13 protein-coding genes and 1 pseudogene are annotated in these 16,049 nt (G+C 55.3%); 5 read left to right on the top strand and 9 right to left on the bottom strand.

Annotated features, from left to right (window positions below; all coding sequences use genetic code 11):
- Positions 1-14: 14 nt before the first annotated feature.
- The gene (locus H7A51_09550; GenBank protein ID MCP5536462.1) at positions 15-542 is read right to left on the bottom strand and encodes a hypothetical protein; all 528 of its coding nucleotides are present in this window, start codon (positions 540-542) and stop codon (positions 15-17) included.
- Positions 543-580: 38 nt separating this feature from the next.
- On the opposite strand from H7A51_09550, the gene H7A51_09545 reads away from it, so the two are divergent.
- Positions 581-718, top strand: coding sequence for a hypothetical protein (locus H7A51_09545; GenBank protein ID MCP5536461.1), 138 nt, complete (start codon positions 581-583; stop codon positions 716-718).
- A gap of 45 nt (positions 719-763) precedes the next feature.
- Here the strand turns inward: H7A51_09545 and H7A51_09540 are convergent, their stop codons facing one another.
- The 6 genes and pseudogenes from H7A51_09540 to H7A51_09515 all read right to left on the bottom strand — a co-directional run bounded on the left by H7A51_09540 (position 764) and on the right by H7A51_09515 (position 7,868).
- The gene (locus tag H7A51_09540; protein ID MCP5536460.1) at positions 764-1,588 is read right to left on the bottom strand and encodes a DNRLRE domain-containing protein; all 825 of its coding nucleotides are present in this window, start codon (positions 1,586-1,588) and stop codon (positions 764-766) included.
- A gap of 307 nt (positions 1,589-1,895) precedes the next feature.
- Positions 1,896-2,618 (bottom strand): PEP-CTERM sorting domain-containing protein, encoded by a 723-nt coding sequence (locus H7A51_09535; protein ID MCP5536459.1) that lies wholly within the window; start codon positions 2,616-2,618, stop codon positions 1,896-1,898.
- A gap of 302 nt (positions 2,619-2,920) precedes the next feature.
- The gene (locus H7A51_09530) at positions 2,921-3,706 is read right to left on the bottom strand and encodes a PEP-CTERM sorting domain-containing protein (protein ID MCP5536458.1); all 786 of its coding nucleotides are present in this window, start codon (positions 3,704-3,706) and stop codon (positions 2,921-2,923) included.
- A 292-nt stretch (positions 3,707-3,998) separates the two neighbouring features.
- Entirely contained in the window at positions 3,999-4,733 is a 735-nt protein-coding gene (locus H7A51_09525) for a DNRLRE domain-containing protein (protein ID MCP5536457.1), read from the bottom strand.
- A 314-nt stretch (positions 4,734-5,047) separates the two neighbouring features.
- Positions 5,048-5,119 (bottom strand): annotated as a pseudogene (locus tag H7A51_09520) (PEP-CTERM sorting domain-containing protein).
- A 1,132-nt stretch (positions 5,120-6,251) separates the two neighbouring features.
- A complete protein-coding gene (locus H7A51_09515; protein ID MCP5536456.1) occupies positions 6,252-7,868 on the bottom strand; it encodes a sulfatase-like hydrolase/transferase in 1,617 nt (538 codons plus the stop codon).
- A 384-nt stretch (positions 7,869-8,252) separates the two neighbouring features.
- On the opposite strand from H7A51_09515, the gene H7A51_09510 reads away from it, so the two are divergent.
- From H7A51_09510 to H7A51_09495, 4 genes are all read left to right on the top strand, one after another.
- Positions 8,253-9,161 carry a hypothetical protein gene (locus H7A51_09510; GenBank protein ID MCP5536455.1) on the top strand — a complete coding sequence of 303 codons (909 nt, stop codon included), beginning with the start codon at positions 8,253-8,255 and terminating at the stop codon, positions 9,159-9,161.
- 3 nt (positions 9,162-9,164) lie between these two features.
- Positions 9,165-12,242, top strand: a complete 3,078-nt coding sequence (locus H7A51_09505; protein MCP5536454.1) for a hypothetical protein — start codon at positions 9,165-9,167, stop codon at positions 12,240-12,242.
- Between the two features lie 22 nt (positions 12,243-12,264).
- Complete coding sequence (locus H7A51_09500) at positions 12,265-13,134, top strand: hypothetical protein (protein MCP5536453.1); 870 nt, start codon at positions 12,265-12,267, stop codon at positions 13,132-13,134.
- Between the two features lie 69 nt (positions 13,135-13,203).
- On the top strand, positions 13,204-14,118 hold the full coding sequence (locus tag H7A51_09495) for a hypothetical protein (GenBank protein MCP5536452.1): 915 nt from the start codon (positions 13,204-13,206) through the stop codon (positions 14,116-14,118).
- Here H7A51_09495 and H7A51_09490 read toward each other — a convergent pair.
- Together H7A51_09490 and H7A51_09485 are read right to left on the bottom strand one after the other, a co-directional pair.
- Positions 14,115-15,185, bottom strand: coding sequence for a hypothetical protein (locus tag H7A51_09490; protein ID MCP5536451.1), 1,071 nt, complete (start codon positions 15,183-15,185; stop codon positions 14,115-14,117). The two genes, H7A51_09495 and H7A51_09490, sit on opposite strands and share 4 nt — an antisense overlap.
- A gap of 64 nt (positions 15,186-15,249) precedes the next feature.
- Positions 15,250-16,011 (bottom strand): hypothetical protein, encoded by a 762-nt coding sequence (locus tag H7A51_09485; GenBank protein MCP5536450.1) that lies wholly within the window; start codon positions 16,009-16,011, stop codon positions 15,250-15,252.
- Positions 16,012-16,049: the final 38 nt, after the last annotated feature.

The raw sequence follows: 16,049 nt of genomic DNA, 5'->3' as shown, positions 1-16,049 counted from the left end.
AGGCGGTAGGCGGGTTAGATCAGGACGGGTTTGTGGGTGGGGAGTTTGACCTCGGACGGTGGTCCCGGGAAATGGTCGCCGATGAATTTGTCCCAGACATCGCGGGTCTCATCGGAGATGCTTTCACCTAGTTTGCTTTCACAATCGCTGCAAATCAACATGGGGAATGGTCCTTTGATCAGGAAACCGGCACTGAACATGGCTCCGACCGTGTAACCTTCAGATTCGATGCGGGCTTTGCCGCAGGTCAGGCAGGAGGCGAGATAAGCATCGGTTTCTGATTCCGTGCCCAGCTCATTCTCGCGTGTTTCCATATCAGCGTGGTCATGCATAAAATCGAACATGGCGACCCGGGACTTCTCCGAGAGTTTTTCATTCATTTTCTCCCGACATTCATGGCACATGGCGAATTCGAAAACACACTCGTTGCCCACGTAGGTCTGATTGATGATATACATGCCGGCATCAAGGAGTGCGCAGCCGCAATCGCAGCATTCTGTGAAGGCTTCGCCGGTTTCATGGGAATTGAATCTGGATGGCACGAGGGGAGTGTGATGCCTTATTGGAATAAATCAAGCCCATGCGGATATTTACAAAGCTCGAGACAAGGCAGGTCATTCATTGCGGTAGCACAGCGACAATAGAACTCGCCACCGCCTGCCATCCGTTTGCCTGGTGGGTGCAAAAAGGGCTGCGGAACAAAGTCCGCAGCCCGTGATAAGTCGACTTGATTGGTCGTATAGGTTTTTCGCAGCTGGCAGAATTATTTCCTGCGGCGGAAAATCAGAGCAAGTCCACCGAGGCCGAGCAGGGCTGCGGAGGACGGCTCGGGGATGGCGGTGTATTCGATCACCAGTTCCGGGCGCCACGCCGCGGTGGCGTGTTCCGAGCTGGCCAGTTGCCATTGCGGATTGCTCACGTTGTTGGAGTAGGTCATCAAAATACCGTCGTTCTGGGCACCATCGGTGATCCAGGACTGGATCAATTCGGTGGGTGTATCGAGCGAGGGGTCGTAGCCCGAGGGGTCGAGGGTCATCTCGATCCAGGTGCCCGCAGCACCATAGCCGCCGCTGGAAACCGGCAGTAACTGGTCGGGCCATGCATCACTGGAGCCACGTCCGCCTGTACTTGCCCATCCCAAGGTACTGTGGATTTGGTAGTTGTAGGTGGCGGAGCCGGTTTGACCAGCGCCGTTTGCAGTTCCTTCCACCCAGTCTCCGCTCACAGCCTTATGGGCACCATAGCTGATGGACTGGCTGGTGCCGCCGGTCGTTTCGACATAGAAACGGAATTTGATGGAATCGATCGTGACGAACTGGCTCGCCAACGATGTCACATCGAAGCGCACATGGCCTGCGCGAACCTTGCCAGCGCCAAGCACACCAACGAGAATGGTGGTGCGTCCACCGTAGTTGTTGTTCGGAGATTCCTGCACGACAGAGGTGTCTTCCGTGCCCGTGTAGGTGGCGATGTTAATGGCTCCATCGGAGGAAACGACGTTGGCTCCTTCCTTGAAGACGATGGTGGCAGCGTGGAGAGAACCTGTGACGTAGAGCAATGATGCGATGGCAAAGGTTGTGTTTTTCATGGTTTGGTTTGGTGGGATATTACCCTTCTGTTCCGAGGGCAGGGTGGGACTTAAGAATTTGCAAAGGACAAATCCGGACGCAATTCCTTATATTGGTACTGCTAGTGAATACGTGTGACGAAGTCAATAATAGACGTGAGAATAGCTCGATGAGGTAAAAATATAGCACGATATAGCAAAAAGGGGGCTGCCAGACCGCGCCTGTTTCCAGCTTATGGATCAGTCGCAAAAAGGGCTGCGGAACAAAGTCCGCAGCCCGTGATAAGTCGACTTGATTGGTCGTATAGGTTTTTCGCAGCCAACAGAATTATTTCCTGCGGCGGAAAATCAGAGCAAGTCCACCGAGGCCGAGCAGGGCTGCGGAGGACGGCTCTGGCACAACATCGAGCTGCATGCCGCTGAAGAGCACAAAGTTGGAGCTACTGGTGATCAGGATGTCAGCATTGCCGCCGGAATCAGGAGTGAAGCTGATGAATTGATTGTCGAAATCGCCATCCGTGCGTGCGCCTTCCCTGACATTGGTGATGGTGCCCGCATCGGCAACGCCAACGATCGCCCCAGTGGTGATGGTGGGGGTCAGTGTGCCGCCGGCAAAGCCTGGGTTTCCAGAGATCTCATAGCAGTCGTTGTTGTAAATGGTAAGGGAGTAGGTCTTGGTGTTGTCCAAGCCCGTTAAGCTCAAGGTGGCAGACCCGTTACCAGCCCGGGCAACAGCAAAATCCTCCACCACATCATCCCAGCTGGTGCCCGTGATCTCTCCGTCACGATCTTCCGTGGTACCGCCACGGGCGGTGACGTAACCACCACCATTGGACGTGATGCTCACACCTATGCCTGAGAGGGTTGTAGAGATCGAGTTGTTGGTCGTTACCTTGTCGACATCCCAGGCAGTCCAGCCGGACTGCAGTTCCTGGCTCGTTCCGCCGGTCATGTGGATGTCCACTTGAAAAACAACGGCCGCCTGGGCGGTCGCCGTGATCGCAGATGCAACTGCGGTTGCAATGATGTATTTGTTAGGTTTCATTTTCATTGTTTTTTTATGGGTAGTGCCCCCAGTGTGGAACCCTCGTGTGGAAGGGGGGGATTGAAGAATCCGCAATGGAAAAAATCCACGACGCTCACTTCATTTTGAACACTAAATGAATGAGAATGTCAGAGTCAATACAGGATGTCAATATAGCCCTATGTGGTAAGATTATAGCGCGATATGACAAGTATTGTGCGAGGCCGGACCTGTTTCCGGTTGATAGATCAGTCGAAAAAAGGGCTGCGGAACGATGTCCGCAGCCCCTGGTGATTTTGTTAGATGGATGCTTTTCAGTTGTCGCCGGATTATTTCCTGCGGCGGAAAAGCAGCGCGAGTCCACCGAGGCCGAGCAGGGCGGCGGAGGATGGCTCGGGCACAGCGGACACCACGATGTTGTCGATGGTATCGCCTGCAAGTGATGTGCGTATGTAGAGGCTATTCCAATTGAGGGGATTGGTGCCGTCGGTTGCGCCGGTGTCCAGCGCGGACAAATCAATGGACCCCATGCCTGTTGGGGTAGTCCATGAACCACCGTCCGGTTTAAACTCAAAATGTCCGGTCTCCGCGACCAGGTCAATGGTGAGGCGCATGTCAAAGACATCGCCGCCAGCATCAAGACCATTGGTGGAGGTTGCCAGTGCTGATCCACCCGTGGTGCCGCTTCCCAGGTAAACACTCCACCCGCCGGAGCTTCCTGAGCCAAAGTAGATTCCGGGGTTGGATGTCCCGGCATTGTCATAGGCGACACCGGCACGGGATAGGCGGTTGGTAGCGGCGCGTCCGGTGATCTCGATGATGATGGAGGTGTCTGTGGCTGTTAAATACGAGGCTCCATCGTACCTGTGCATAATGGCTGCACCGCCGCCATTGTAGGCAACGTTACCATCGAAACTGCCTGTGGTGTAATCGTTGCGAAGCTTGAGGCTTCCGTTGTCGCTGACCCATCCCCCTTGTCCGGCGAGGGAGGTGCCTGGAAAACTAGAGGCAGTGAGGGCGTCAAAATTCTCGGACGCCACCACGGTGGCGGCGCTTGTGACGGCTGATGCTGCACACATCGACGCCAGAGTGATCAAGTGGGTTTTCAGTTTCATGGTATGGCAATTTAGTTTTATGGTTTGTGTGGATTTGGTTAGTGTCAATTTGACCTGGTCGGACGAAGTGGGGGGGAGAATCCGTGCGCAATGTTTTGCGAATGGCATGTACATTGCGCATGCTCCCGGGGCAACGAGAAACGTTGAAATAGCATGATAGGGTAAGAGTTCAGCGTGATAGGGTAAACGTTGTTTGCTCTATGACGACAGGACGGGCGAAAAAAGGTCTGCGGAACGATGTCCACAGCCCTTGGTGATTTTGTTAGATGGGTGCTTTTCAGTTGTCGCCGGACTATTTCCTGCGGCGAAGAATCAGCGCAAGGCCGCCGAGACCGAGCAGGGCGGCGGAGGAGGGCTCGGGGACGGGTGTGTAGTCGATGATCAACTGGGCGGCACCCGATCCCTCCTTGCTGTCGAATCCCCACTGGCCTGTTCCTCCGTAGATTTGGAAGCCTGCGTTGTTCGATCCGGTGTTCCAGTGGTCAACGAGAGCCGTAAGGTCGGAGAAACCTGTGCCACCGACCGTGAGCGTGGTGTCGATCACATCATCGATGACATCTGTGCCGCTGGTGAGGGTGAAGGATCCCATGCTGCCGTAGCGGTCAGCCGCTGCGTTAGCTCCGCTGCTGCCACCGAGCCATGTGGTGCCGGGGTTCGCCTTGTGGTTCCAGGTCGCCGAGCCATTTTGCACTGCACCGTTTACGGTTCCCTCGACCCATCCGGAGTTGCCTTCACGCAACATGTTGACGTTCCAAGTCCCCGTAGTAGAGGTTCGGAAAATAACAAAACGCAAGGTCATGGAGTTGATCGTGGCTCCAGCCAGTGCCGTTGTGTCAAAGCGTAGCAGGCCGGCGCGCACATTGCCACCAGCATTTCCGATCAGCACTTCTGTTCTGCTGCCGTAGTTGTTGTCGGGGCTCTCCGGTACGAGCGATGTGTCCGCCGTGGCGTCCAAGGATATTGTGGCTGCGTGAAGAGAACCCGTAACGCAGAGCAATGAAGCGATGGCAATGGTTGTGTTTTTCATGGTTTGTTTTGGTGTGATGGATGTTCCCATAGGGGGGGGGCTAGTGGGATCGAGGCGTGTGCGAAGGATAAAACTCGAGCGCAATCCTTTGCCTTTGGATGATTAGCGAATACGCCCAGCTGAGTCAAGCTGAGTCAAGATGAGATCCAAGAATAGCATGATAGGGTAAAAAATTAGCTCGATATGACAAAAAGACGAAGCCGTGACTGTTCCCGGCTTATAGAAGAATGGTCGCAAAAAGGGCTGCGGAACAAGGTCCGCAGCCCGTGATAAGTCGGCCTGGCTGGTTGTATGCTTTTTCGCAACTAACAGAATTATTTCCTGCGGCGGAAAAGCAGCGCGAGTCCACCGAGGCCGAGCAGGGCTGCGGAGGATGGCTCGGGGACCTTGCTTGCCAGGTAGCTCTCAACCTGGGCACGTTGTCCGGCGTCGAGCAGGTGATCGTAGATCAGGACCTCGGAAACATAGCCGTTGAAGTCGTGTGTATTGTTACCGTCGTGAAACCCGAAAAGGGTGGGTCTTCTGGAGGTGTTTCCAGAGTCGGAAGTATCCCAGGTAGTGGAATCGTAAGCAGCATTGGTATCGCTGTCGATCGTGCCTCCGACGAGTCCGTAGTAGGATGTTTTGGCAGTCGCATCGACAGCTGAATAGATAGTTGCCCAGGTGTTGATGGTGAGTGCCGCCGGAGAGTTTGTAAGTAAATCACCATCTACATCGCGGATTAAGTTGCGGGTAGTTGGTCCTGATAAATTGGTATTCAACAGCCATAACCGGTTGCCATCGCCGTAGTCGTTAAACAGGGCACCTTGGCGGGTATCATTCGTATCCGTGCGTTGCACCACAAAGTACATCGTCACATTCGGAGAATCCATAAATTCCTGCCCGAACTGGTAGCGAGTGTTGGCGAGCAGTACGGCGTCCTGGCCGCCGTTTCCTCCGCCTGCGGTAAATACCCCATTTGTGCCTCCGGACCCACCGGTGAGTATTGCGCTGGCATCATTCACACCTGTGGTGCCTTTGTTTTTCCAGGTGTTAACGTTGCCCCCATCCGTCAGGGTGGAGTTGTTGGAGCCGTCGATGTCTGATGCGTCAAGCCAGACGTCGAGGCCTGTTGTGTATGCGAGGCTCGCGGCGGATGCGGTGGACGTCATAAGCGCGGCGGCGAGGAGTTTGGTCATTAATCGTTTCATTGAGGGGATGCTGGGTTGGATGTTGTGCGTTGGTTGCTGCTTTGTTAGCCATGCATGGCATTGTGTTTGTTTGGGTGACGATGATGCCTGAACGACCTGATCACCACGATCATGACCCATACGATATAAAAGCGGGGAGAGTCAACCCATCTTTGCCGGGATAGCGGTTTTGGGTAAAAAAACAGCCCGATATGACAAGTCAAGAAGGCGTGGGCAGGTGGTTCAGGGCAACGTGTCAACCGATAAATAGGGTTTGTTAGTCGGGGTGCGGTTTTTTTCAAAAAACCAACAAGTTGCATCCGGGGCAATCTAACAAAATCAACTCAGGCTATTGAAGAGGTGTGGCGGGCGTGGGGACCGGGCGGATTTCCTTGCCGTCGCTGGTCCGTGTCGGGTGGCGGGCGCCGGCTTTTTCGAGTTCGCGGACCATCATGCGGCTGAACCTGGCCAGCTCGCGGGGATGTGTTGGTGCCAGGTTGCGGCACTCATGGATGTCGGTGGACAGGTCGTAGAGTTCCCAGGTGGCGGATTCGATCCGGTGGACGATTTTCCATTTTCCAAAGCGCATGGCGGTCAGGTGCGGGATGTTGTGATCGGGTCGGTAGTGCGGCTGGTGCCAGAGGAACATGGCCGGTCGGTCGCTGCCGCGTGAGCCGGAGAAATAGTGGCTGATATCGTGACCGTGCACGGACCCGGGGGGCGTGCCGCCGGCGGCTTTGACGAGGGTGGGGAAAAAATCGAGCTGGCTGACCGGCCGGTCCTCGGTGGCGGCGACGCGGACCGGGTAGTTTTTCTGCACGGGGTTGGCGGCGTTGGGTGATGCCCATGAGACGATCATGGGCACCCGGACGCCCCCCTCGTAGAGCCAGCTCTTGCCGTAGCGCAGCGGGTAGTTGTGCGACTGGTTGGAAACGGCGATTCCCGTCGGGGGAAAGGTGCCCTCAGGGTAGGCGGAGGGGCCGCGGTCGGTGAAGGTCAGGCCGCCGTGGTCGGAGCTGAAGACAATCAGCGTTTCCTCGTCGATGCCGAGCGCCTTGAGCTGGTTCATGATGTCGCCCAGGCTCTTGTCCATGCCCTCGATCATGGTGGCGTAGGAGCGTTCAATGTCGTTGTCGATGAAATGCCCGCCGTCCTCCCGGCCGTCGTAGTGGCAGGCAAAGCGGCGGTCCAGCTGGATGGGTTTGTGAATGGCGTAGTGCGCGAGGTAGAGGAAGAAGGGTTTGCCGACTGCAGCGCAGCGGGCGATCTCCTTGTTGCTTTCCCGGGTGATGGCTTCCGTCAGGTAAATGTCCTTCCCGTGGTAGGCTTCAAGACCGGGTACGTGAAACTTGCCGGGCTCCCCGAAGTTCTCGGTGCCGAGGAAGCTACCCGGCTGCCCCGCGTCGTTGGCGGCGATTTTCCGGTTGAATCCCGCCGCGAGGATGTTGCGTGAGTAATCGGGATGCGTCCCCATGATATGCCACTTCCCGATGTGGATGGTCTCATACCCCAGCGCCTGCAGCGCCCTGGGCAGGGTGTTGAGTTGGTCGATGGGGGGCGGATCGAACTTCGGCGGCCTGATAGTGGCGGTGGTGTCACCGGCGCCGTTGTAGGTGTATCCGCTGGCGGCCGGCAGCAGACCGGACATCAGCGCATAGCGGGCGGGCTGGCAGATGCTTGCCGCCGAGTAGGCCTGGGTGAACTTGACGCCGCGGGATGCGAGCGTCTCCATGTTCGGGGTGATGTAGCGGCGGTTGTAGATGGTGCCGGAGGTGTGGAACTTCACCGAGGTGTCCTGCCAGCCCATGTCATCGACGTAAAAAAGAATAATGTTAGGTCGCTTGTCTTTGTCTGCGTCCGCCCGGAGGGCATCTGGTGCTGCACCGACCGCGCCGGCGGGAAAGAACAAGGCGAGGACAGTCAGCCCGGCCAGTGGGGGGGATGGAAGGTTTACTCTGGGGAACATGGGTTTAAGTGGAGAAGGAACCGAAAAAAAGAAAAGAAGGTGGGTGGTGTTTACTTGAAGCCCGAATGCGGCGGCTTTGCAAGGTTTCTTACCCAGCGGGGTCAGGCTAGGGGTGGTTATCCATGCGGGGCCGAAGTGTGCGGGTCAAGGGGGGAACGTGTAAAACTTGTCATATTGAACTGTATTTTTTGCTCATAAAGCTATTCTGATGCTTGGAGCTTGACCTTCGATGCTTTCGGCATAGTGGTGCACGATGTAGTCAATATATTGTAAACGTAAATCGCGTTCGATACGGCTCTATACTGTCCATACTGTATAGTGCTTACAGAAAAACAATTTAACATGGTATGGGAGTTGTTGACTCTCCTAACACACACAAATAACATGAAATCCGAGAACTCGAGACGACTGCAACCTGCAAAAAATGGGTTTGCTTTGATTGCAACCATTTCCGTGATGGTTCTTCTGGCGATGATTGCACTGGCGATGCTTAGCCTGGCTGTTATTGAAACGAGAACTACAGACGGCAATAAAGCGATGGCCCAGGCAAGGGCAAACGCACGGATGGCGTTGATGATGGCTCTCGGGCAGCTACAGAGTGCTACAGGAGCAGACGACCGGGCTACCGCCCCGTCAATGGCGGGCAGCGAACAAGGGATCAAAGAGCACTGGACGGGTGTCTACCGGGTGCGTGAAGAGGGTGAGATAAAGCCTGTGATCGCAAGGCATGAAACGGACTATTATATCACCGACAAACGTTCGGCAGGGACGGATTATGTGAAGGATAAGCTGTTTGTAGACTGGTTGGTGAGCCAGCCTGACAGCGGTGTGGATGCCGTGACGGAATACGCAGAATTGGTAGGAGCCGGGTCATCGACAAAGTCAAGGGCTGTGGAGGTACCGCTGGTGAAAAGCACAAAAGGTGCCTACGCCTACTGGGTGAGTGACGAAAGCGTCAAGGCCCGGATTGACCATCAACTCCCAGCACCTCTTCCCAATGAAAACAGCCCTGGGTATCTTGCGTTACTGGGAACATCACCCAAGTCGGACCTCAACGCCTTGAAGGATGCTACCGGCTCCTTATTTCCCAAATATGACAGGGTTGCCAGCGAAACCTGGTCGAGATTGCTGACCTACAACGAGAACCTGCTTGCCCGTTTAAGCGCGGATACCAGGACGGGGCGGGACGCGCTTAGGAGTAGTTATTTTTCCCTGACCAACTACAGTGAAGGTCTGCTGACCAATCCGCTGGATGGAGGTTTTAAAAAGGATTTGTCCGCATTCATCGGGTAACCGATGAATGTCACCGGTATTGCTGAGTCCGCAGCAGGCAGGGCGGACGGCATTAGCGGGGCGGACTCGATGATCCCCGGTGAGCGGCATCTGAAGACAGGGCCTAAATTCGATGCGCTGCGTCGATACAACCTGATCCGGCACGTGGTGAAAAATGACTCAGCCAGCGGTGCTCAGGCCACGATCAATCCCATGGACCGGCTGCCCGGGGACATTGGCTATTCAATGAGTGTTAGCCAGCGTGATCTGGGCCAGTATCAACGGGTGGAGCTGGGAGGCACCGCGGCTGACCTGACAGCGGTCGACCGGCCTAACATCCACCCGATCATGGCGGAGGCGTCCTGTGCCTTTGACTTTTCATGTTTTGATATTCCCGGTGCTACGGACCCTGCCAGAAAATATGGTGTGCGTGCCCACCTTTACCCGACCGTCAAACTCTGGAACCCCTACAATGTAAGCCTCAAGATTCCCGACTACGTGTATCTTATCAGGTGTATTGGTGACTCCAGATTGCCGAGCGGTAACAACCTGGCGCAAACCATGGACTTCAAAGCCGGGGTGCCGGCTGCCTACCAGAGGTCCGAGCACCTGCAGGCGTTCCGTAACCACATGGGTTCCCATGACGCCGGAGCCAAAGGCAACCCACTGGATGCCGGGGAAATCAGGCGCTATTTTGGGTTTCTTGTCAAATCCGTGACCATCGAGCCAGGCGAGACCGTGGTGTTCTCACCGGATTGGAAATCGGGGAAAGCCACCCTAAGCAGCCCGGGTGCACGGGGGACGGCGAAGTATGGCTTTGATTTTTCCGACAACCCGATGACCGCTTCCGCCTATCCGGGTGAGGGCAGTTTCTATCTCGATTTCCCTAACATATTCGGCACGCGGCACTCAACCTACGGATTTGAGGGCTCGCATATGTGGACACCGGAGACGGGTGCCGGGGAGCAGGCCATGCTCAAGGCCGTTCCCTCCGGCACAACTGGGGGGTTGGACTATAAGACCGTGGCAGTCAGTCCGGGAAGTGCCAAAAACTTTCCTACCGTCGCCTATCTCAACACCAGTCCCGCCGGCCTCTTCTATGATATGAATGGCGTGCAACATGCGAGTTACCTTGGTTTGAAAACCATGGAGGGTCAAACTGGAGGGACGGCCTTGGCTCATTATCCGGCCAATGGCGTCGGCAATAAACGGCTCAGTGTCTTCACCGAGGAGGACATCGGGCCACCGCCACGGTTCTGGCGTTATGGTATGAGGCTGCACTACTACGATGAACTCGGTGGGATCATGGACGGCTTCTATCCCGACTTTTATGGCAACAACTCTGGCTCCAATACCGCTGGTGAGGTGATCAACGGCATGTCACTTTTCGATTCCTGGAACCCCCGTGCCGCCTTCAGCCACACCAGTTGGATCAGCCAGAACGCCGTTTGGTCTCTTTGGTCAACAGGAACCCACTACAAGCCAGCGATGTTCCCCTTGATCACGGGTGGCGATGCTGCCGACGCCCCCTTTGGTCCGGTGAACGGAAAGTATCTGGCCAACCCGCTGAGTGCCGGGGAAGGGAGGGGCTCGGAGCCTGTGCAAGATCAGCGCATCGTCATCTACCATCTTCCCCGTCCCGAGATCCCACTGATGTCTCTGGCTGACCTGCGGCACGCCGAGCTTAGTTACTCACCATGGCATCCGGCGTATATTGTGGGTCGCGGCAAGGCCGATGGCAGGTCGGATCCCGATGCCACCATCATCAGGGCCTCCAATGCCTACTCGGCACTGGGCTTCAGCACCCTGACCCCCGAGAGCTCGCAACGCTGGACTAAAAACGTGGTGTCGTCGGAACAGCACAACCGCAAAAACCCCACCGCCAGCTGGGGATGGCTGAACCAGGACAGGTCCGTCATCGGCAAAGTGAAGGCTTCTTTGGATGACCCCGGGAGTTTTTCATCGACCGCCTCGACCCATGACGATGAAATCCTCGTCTACGACATCGCCTACGAGGTGAACCATGCCCTGTGGGACCGGTTTTTTCTTTCGAGTATTCCCTACGATGCATCGGGAAATCCGGTCTGGTACAAAGATGACCCCCTGGCAAACAACCGGCTCCATCTCGGGTTAACGGCAGAGGACGCATCCCGGCAGTTCGAGGACGGGCTTTCGGGTAGCAGACCCGGGTTTTTTGCCTACCACCAAAGCGGTCGGTATCTGATGAACCGCGGTGCGTTTAATGTAAACTCGACCTCGGTGGACGCGTGGAAGGTGATGTTGAACTCCTTGCGAGGACTGCATAGGCAAGCTGCTGTGGATGGCAAATCGTCCGCCGGTTATGGCGGGACGGCTTTCAGTGGTCTGTTGTTCCCCGGTATCAGTGAAGGACAAAAAGCAGCCAGCAATACCGACAGCCAGGTGTTCGCCGGTTACAGGGAGCTGGATGACTCCGAAATTGAGGACCTCGCCGAGGCGATAGTGGAACAAGTGAAGCTTCGCGGCCCATTCCTGACTTTGGGCGACTTTGTCAATCGTCGTCTGGTGACGATCGATTCCGGGACCAGCCCCCAATTGACAGCCACCGAGGGGACCGCTTTGATGAGCCCACTTGAAGCAGCCATCGAGCTTTCCGGTATCAACAGTAGCTTGCAGACCGGAGCCGATAATGCACCGCTCGGAAATACGGCCGATGACAGGCTGGGCGACCCGTTCAGTCACTGGATGGACAAGCGCCTGATGAACCGATGGAAAACAGCCGGACTGCCAGGATACCTTGACCAGGGGGCGCTCCTAAGTAGCTTGGGTTCTGCCATGACCACCCGTGGGGATACCTTCGTGATCCGTGCATACGGTGAAGCCCGGTCGGCTGCAAACAGTGGCACTGTTCTAGCCAGAGCCTGGTGTGAGGCTGTGGTGCAAAGGAGCACCGATTACGTGAATCCCGAGGACGATGCCATGGAGCCCCTGACCGTCGCCACATCCAGCAACCCTGCCAATACGGATAGGGCGTTTAACACACAACTATCTGAAGAATCCCGACGTTATGGTCGGCGTTACATCATCACACAATTCCGTTGGTTGCACCACGATGAGGTCTAACAACGACAACCATCATTTGATTATGACCAGAGCCAGACCCGTTGTCCGCCTGTTTGCTGTTTTGTCGGTTTTTCTAACAATATTACTGTCTGTTCCATGTGCCGCCCAGGATAAAAAACCACTTTTACTGGTGCGTTTTGTTGCCGTGGCAAAGCCCCCCTTACCCAAAATAGTGGGAAGAGAAGGGGACAATCCGATTTTTAAAATCCAGGATGAGGAAGCGATCCTCCCGCCCGGTGTTATGTTAGGGAATGTGACGAAGGATAAGGCATCCAACAAGGAGGAGACATCCTACCAGCAGTCGCTTCACCTGATGCTGAATGTGGCGACTAGACCCTATCGGGTAAAGTCCCCTTCGCTCGTGCTTAACATCAAGGGTTCCGCCGCCCCGTTTGCAAAAATCACCTTGCCCCGGGAATCCGGCGCATTCACCGTTTACATGGCTCGACAGCCCGACAAGAAAAGCTGGAGCAATGCCCAGGTGATTATACTCGAAACCCCGATGCTGACCACTGGTAAAACAGCACCCCGTCTGGTGAATTTTACGCAGTCCAATGTCGGGCTTGCCTTGGGTGACTCGAAGACGCCTCACTTCGCTAGACCCGGGCGGGCTGCCGTCATCAAAGCACCCGGCACACTGAGCCATGTGCAAGGTTTTGTCTATCGACAAAGGCAATCGAAATGGCAAAGAATCCAACCGGTTTCTGTGCCTTACACCAAGGATATGCTGATCACCATTGTCTGTTACCCCGGAGTGCCCGGATCCCAGCAAGACTGTATCCTGATAGACCGCATCAGGAGGGAACCTCTCACAGAACTCGCGGCCAGGGTCAAGAAGATGGATGCCTTGGAGGGGGTGAGTAGTAAGCCTTCTCAAGGTGGAAAGGAATAGCCACTTTGCATGAGGCGGCTCCGGCCTTGTAGGGATGCCTGTTGTGGGATAGCATTCCATGCGCGAAAGATGACTGCCAAAACCGATCCTGTGTTATTGCAAAACAAGTATATCTCCCTTGAAGTCCTTCCCGAGCCGGGTGGGAAAATCTCATCTCTCGTAGACCGGAGAACCGGACGTGAATGGTTGTGGAAAAACCCACACCTGACAATCCGTCAGCCGGTCTACGGGGAATCCTATACCAAAAATATCGACTTTGGTGGCTGGGACGAGATATTCCCCTCGATTTCCCCGGTAACACTCGCTGATGGAACCAAAATCCCGGACCATGGAGAACTCGTTTTCCTGCCTGCAACTGTGCAGCAAACTGGTCCTCACACACTTGTCACCACCTGGTTGGGCCGTGCCATTAACACAAAATTCATACGGACAATCACTCTCGAAGATAGTCTGGTCCGGGTCGCTTACGCGCTCGAGTCGTTACAGGCCCAAGCGGTGCCATACCTGTGGGCATGCCACCCGCTGATCGCGCTGGAGCCGGGGATGGTGCTTGAAGTGCCAACGCAGCGGTTTCTAACCCGTGACACAACCCCAATCCCAGACCTTCCCATCACACACCTCTCGTCGGGTGGAAGCCGATTTGATATTGCGGACCCACAAAGTGACGCTTCTGTTGCAGCGATGGCCCATAAAATATTCACGACCAAAGGCGATGTCGATTCGCTGAAGATCGAAGCTGCCGATGGAGGTGTCCTGGAACTCTCATGGGACCTTGAAACCATACCCTACCTAGGCCTGTGGCTGAACCTGAGGGGGTGGTCCGGCTGCGATGTGCCCCCGTATTTTAATCTGGGAATAGAACCAACTACAGCTCCTTATGATGAATTGTTAGAAGCGGTGGAGTCGGGGTGCCACCGTATTCTCGCCCCGGGGGACGTGCACAGGTGGTCCATGCAATTCAGGCTCAATGATCATCGATCCTAATCGAGCTTTGGATCAATCCGTGGTGGTTTGGGCGGTTTGGGAGGTTTGGGTTTTGCGTTGGGGTCCGGAGGTGGTGGGTCTTGCAAGCGTTTCACTTCAACATCCGCCAAGACAATGGAATGAGCCTGGCTGTAATTGATCTCCCAGCCCGCGGCGATGCCGGCCTTGTCCGAAAGGATACGGGCTTGGAGGTAAGTGTTAAACGAGTTGGGGTTGACGTGGTACAGGATCACCGCCCTGTTATTGTTAGCCAGTTTCTTGAGGATTTTGAAATAGGTGCTCTCCCGGTTGTTGATGTCTGCAAGGGCGGTGCCCCCGGCTTTGAGGTCGGGTTTGATTTCGATACGCATGCGCGTGCCTAACGGATTGGCGAGCAAGCGGACCGTTTGCTTACGTGAGTTTTTAAAATCGAAATTTTTGAAGTGTTCGGCAATTTTCGCCTGGTTGTAGATGTAGCGGTCGGCACCTTGGCGTTTGATGCGTTCAACCAGCCATTTGCGTTTGTGTTTTTTGAATTCAGCTTCAAAAAGTTCAACCGGGGTGAAGGGGTCGATAAAATGGACGCGGTCGTGAACCACGATCGCATAATAGATCTCGGCACTCTTCGGGATGGACCGGCTGATGGGAATACTGACTTCGGCCGGCGGCGGGGCTTTGACCGGGGGGGTGGCATCAAGGAGAGCCTCGAGCCGTGCGATCTCCTTTTGAATCGCCGAGGTCTTCTTGTTTTCATCGTCACGCTCTTTGCGCGTTTTTTCCTCAAGCTTGATGAGTTCGGAAATTTCAACCAACAGTTTTTTGTTTTCCTTGGTCTGTTTCTCGAGCAAAGCCAGTTGGCGTTGCTCGGTTTCAATGTCCTCAGGTGTCGGCGCATCCTCGGAGAGCAGGTTCTTGATCTTGAGTTTTTTCTTTTCAAGTTCCTCCACTTTTTGGGTCGAGGCCACGACCTCTTCCGGTGTCGCAGGCAGGAGGCCCTCAAGAAACTGAACCACCTTCTGGCTGACGTCCGCCTGTACCAGGATAAGCACGAGAATCAGCACCGCCACGACGTTGGTGAGCGCATCCATGAGGGAGTCAAGGTTGACTCCATCTTCTGAATCTGAATTTCGTTTCCGTGCCACTGTGAGATCGTTATTTGAAGAATGAGAGGTCGATTTCGCCGTCGTTGGGGATGGGGAGTTTGCCTGTGGTGACCTTGTACTGGGTTTCGGCCCTGCCTGCGGCCCATTGGTAGGCGGCTAACCCCGATTTCCGGACGAGGAAAAGAACCATGGAGTCGCGTGTTTTTTTGACGGTATCGAGGTGTCTGTTGTAGACGTCACTGGTGGGAATGGCCGCAGTGGATATGGCGGTGCCGGGTTTTCCGTCGGTGATAATGACGATGCCCGTGGAATTGCATTCGATGAAAAAGATGTTTTTCGCACCACGCTCACCCACACCGCGTGGGCGGATGACGACAGATTCCTTGGGTTTGGGAGCTTCCTTTCTGGCTTTGAGCTCGGCTTGCAGTTCCTTGAGGCGCTTGGACAGGGGCGGGCGTTCCCTTTTAAGCGCAACGATTTCTCTTTTGAGGTTCTCGACCAACTTCTGTAAGGCGGCGTCGGACTTTTCAGGATCGTTGGCTTTTTTAAGTTCCTTGAGCTCCATGGTCAGCGCGATGATCCGGTCCTTGATTTTCTCGAGTTCGGCGACCGTGGAGTGATCCTCCTTGAGCTGTTGCTCAAGTTGTTTGATTTCCTGGTCGATCTTCACCGCCTTTTTCTTGAGGTCCCGGTTGGTCAGTGCCCGCTCCAGTTCCTCCTCGGTCTTGCCTTCGTGTTCCATCTGCTGGACCTGCATCGAGACGCTGATCATCAACGTCAGGATGCCGATGAGGCATGCGAGGATGCTCATGAAGGGGAACAGGGATACCCCGCTTTCGTTACTGGTCC

Source organism: Akkermansiaceae bacterium (genome assembly GCA_024233115.1).
In the GTDB taxonomy this organism is placed as follows: Bacteria; Verrucomicrobiota; Verrucomicrobiia; order Verrucomicrobiales; family Akkermansiaceae; genus Oceaniferula.
This window is presented reverse-complemented; position numbering and strand designations above follow the sequence as displayed.

Excerpts from the sequence above, each read along its gene's own strand:
- H7A51_09545 (MCP5536461.1), top strand. The coding sequence starts at position 581 with ATGCGGATATTTACAAAGCTCGAGACAAGGCAGGTCATTCATTGCGGT.
- H7A51_09540 (MCP5536460.1), bottom strand. The coding sequence starts at position 1,588 with ATGAAAAACACAACCTTTGCCATCGCATCATTGCTCTACGTCACAGGT.
- H7A51_09535 (MCP5536459.1), bottom strand. The coding sequence starts at position 2,618 with ATGAAAATGAAACCTAACAAATACATCATTGCAACCGCAGTTGCATCT.
- H7A51_09530 (MCP5536458.1), bottom strand. The coding sequence starts at position 3,706 with ATGAAACTGAAAACCCACTTGATCACTCTGGCGTCGATGTGTGCAGCA.
- H7A51_09525 (MCP5536457.1), bottom strand. The coding sequence starts at position 4,733 with ATGAAAAACACAACCATTGCCATCGCTTCATTGCTCTGCGTTACGGGT.
- H7A51_09515 (MCP5536456.1), bottom strand. The coding sequence starts at position 7,868 with ATGTTCCCCAGAGTAAACCTTCCATCCCCCCCACTGGCCGGGCTGACT.
- H7A51_09510 (MCP5536455.1), top strand. The coding sequence starts at position 8,253 with ATGAAATCCGAGAACTCGAGACGACTGCAACCTGCAAAAAATGGGTTT.
- H7A51_09505 (MCP5536454.1), top strand. The coding sequence starts at position 9,165 with ATGAATGTCACCGGTATTGCTGAGTCCGCAGCAGGCAGGGCGGACGGC.
- H7A51_09500 (MCP5536453.1), top strand. The coding sequence starts at position 12,265 with ATGACCAGAGCCAGACCCGTTGTCCGCCTGTTTGCTGTTTTGTCGGTT.
- H7A51_09495 (MCP5536452.1), top strand. The coding sequence starts at position 13,204 with ATGACTGCCAAAACCGATCCTGTGTTATTGCAAAACAAGTATATCTCC.
- H7A51_09490 (MCP5536451.1), bottom strand. The coding sequence starts at position 15,185 with ATGGATGCGCTCACCAACGTCGTGGCGGTGCTGATTCTCGTGCTTATC.
- H7A51_09485 (MCP5536450.1), bottom strand. The coding sequence starts at position 16,011 with ATGAGCATCCTCGCATGCCTCATCGGCATCCTGACGTTGATGATCAGC.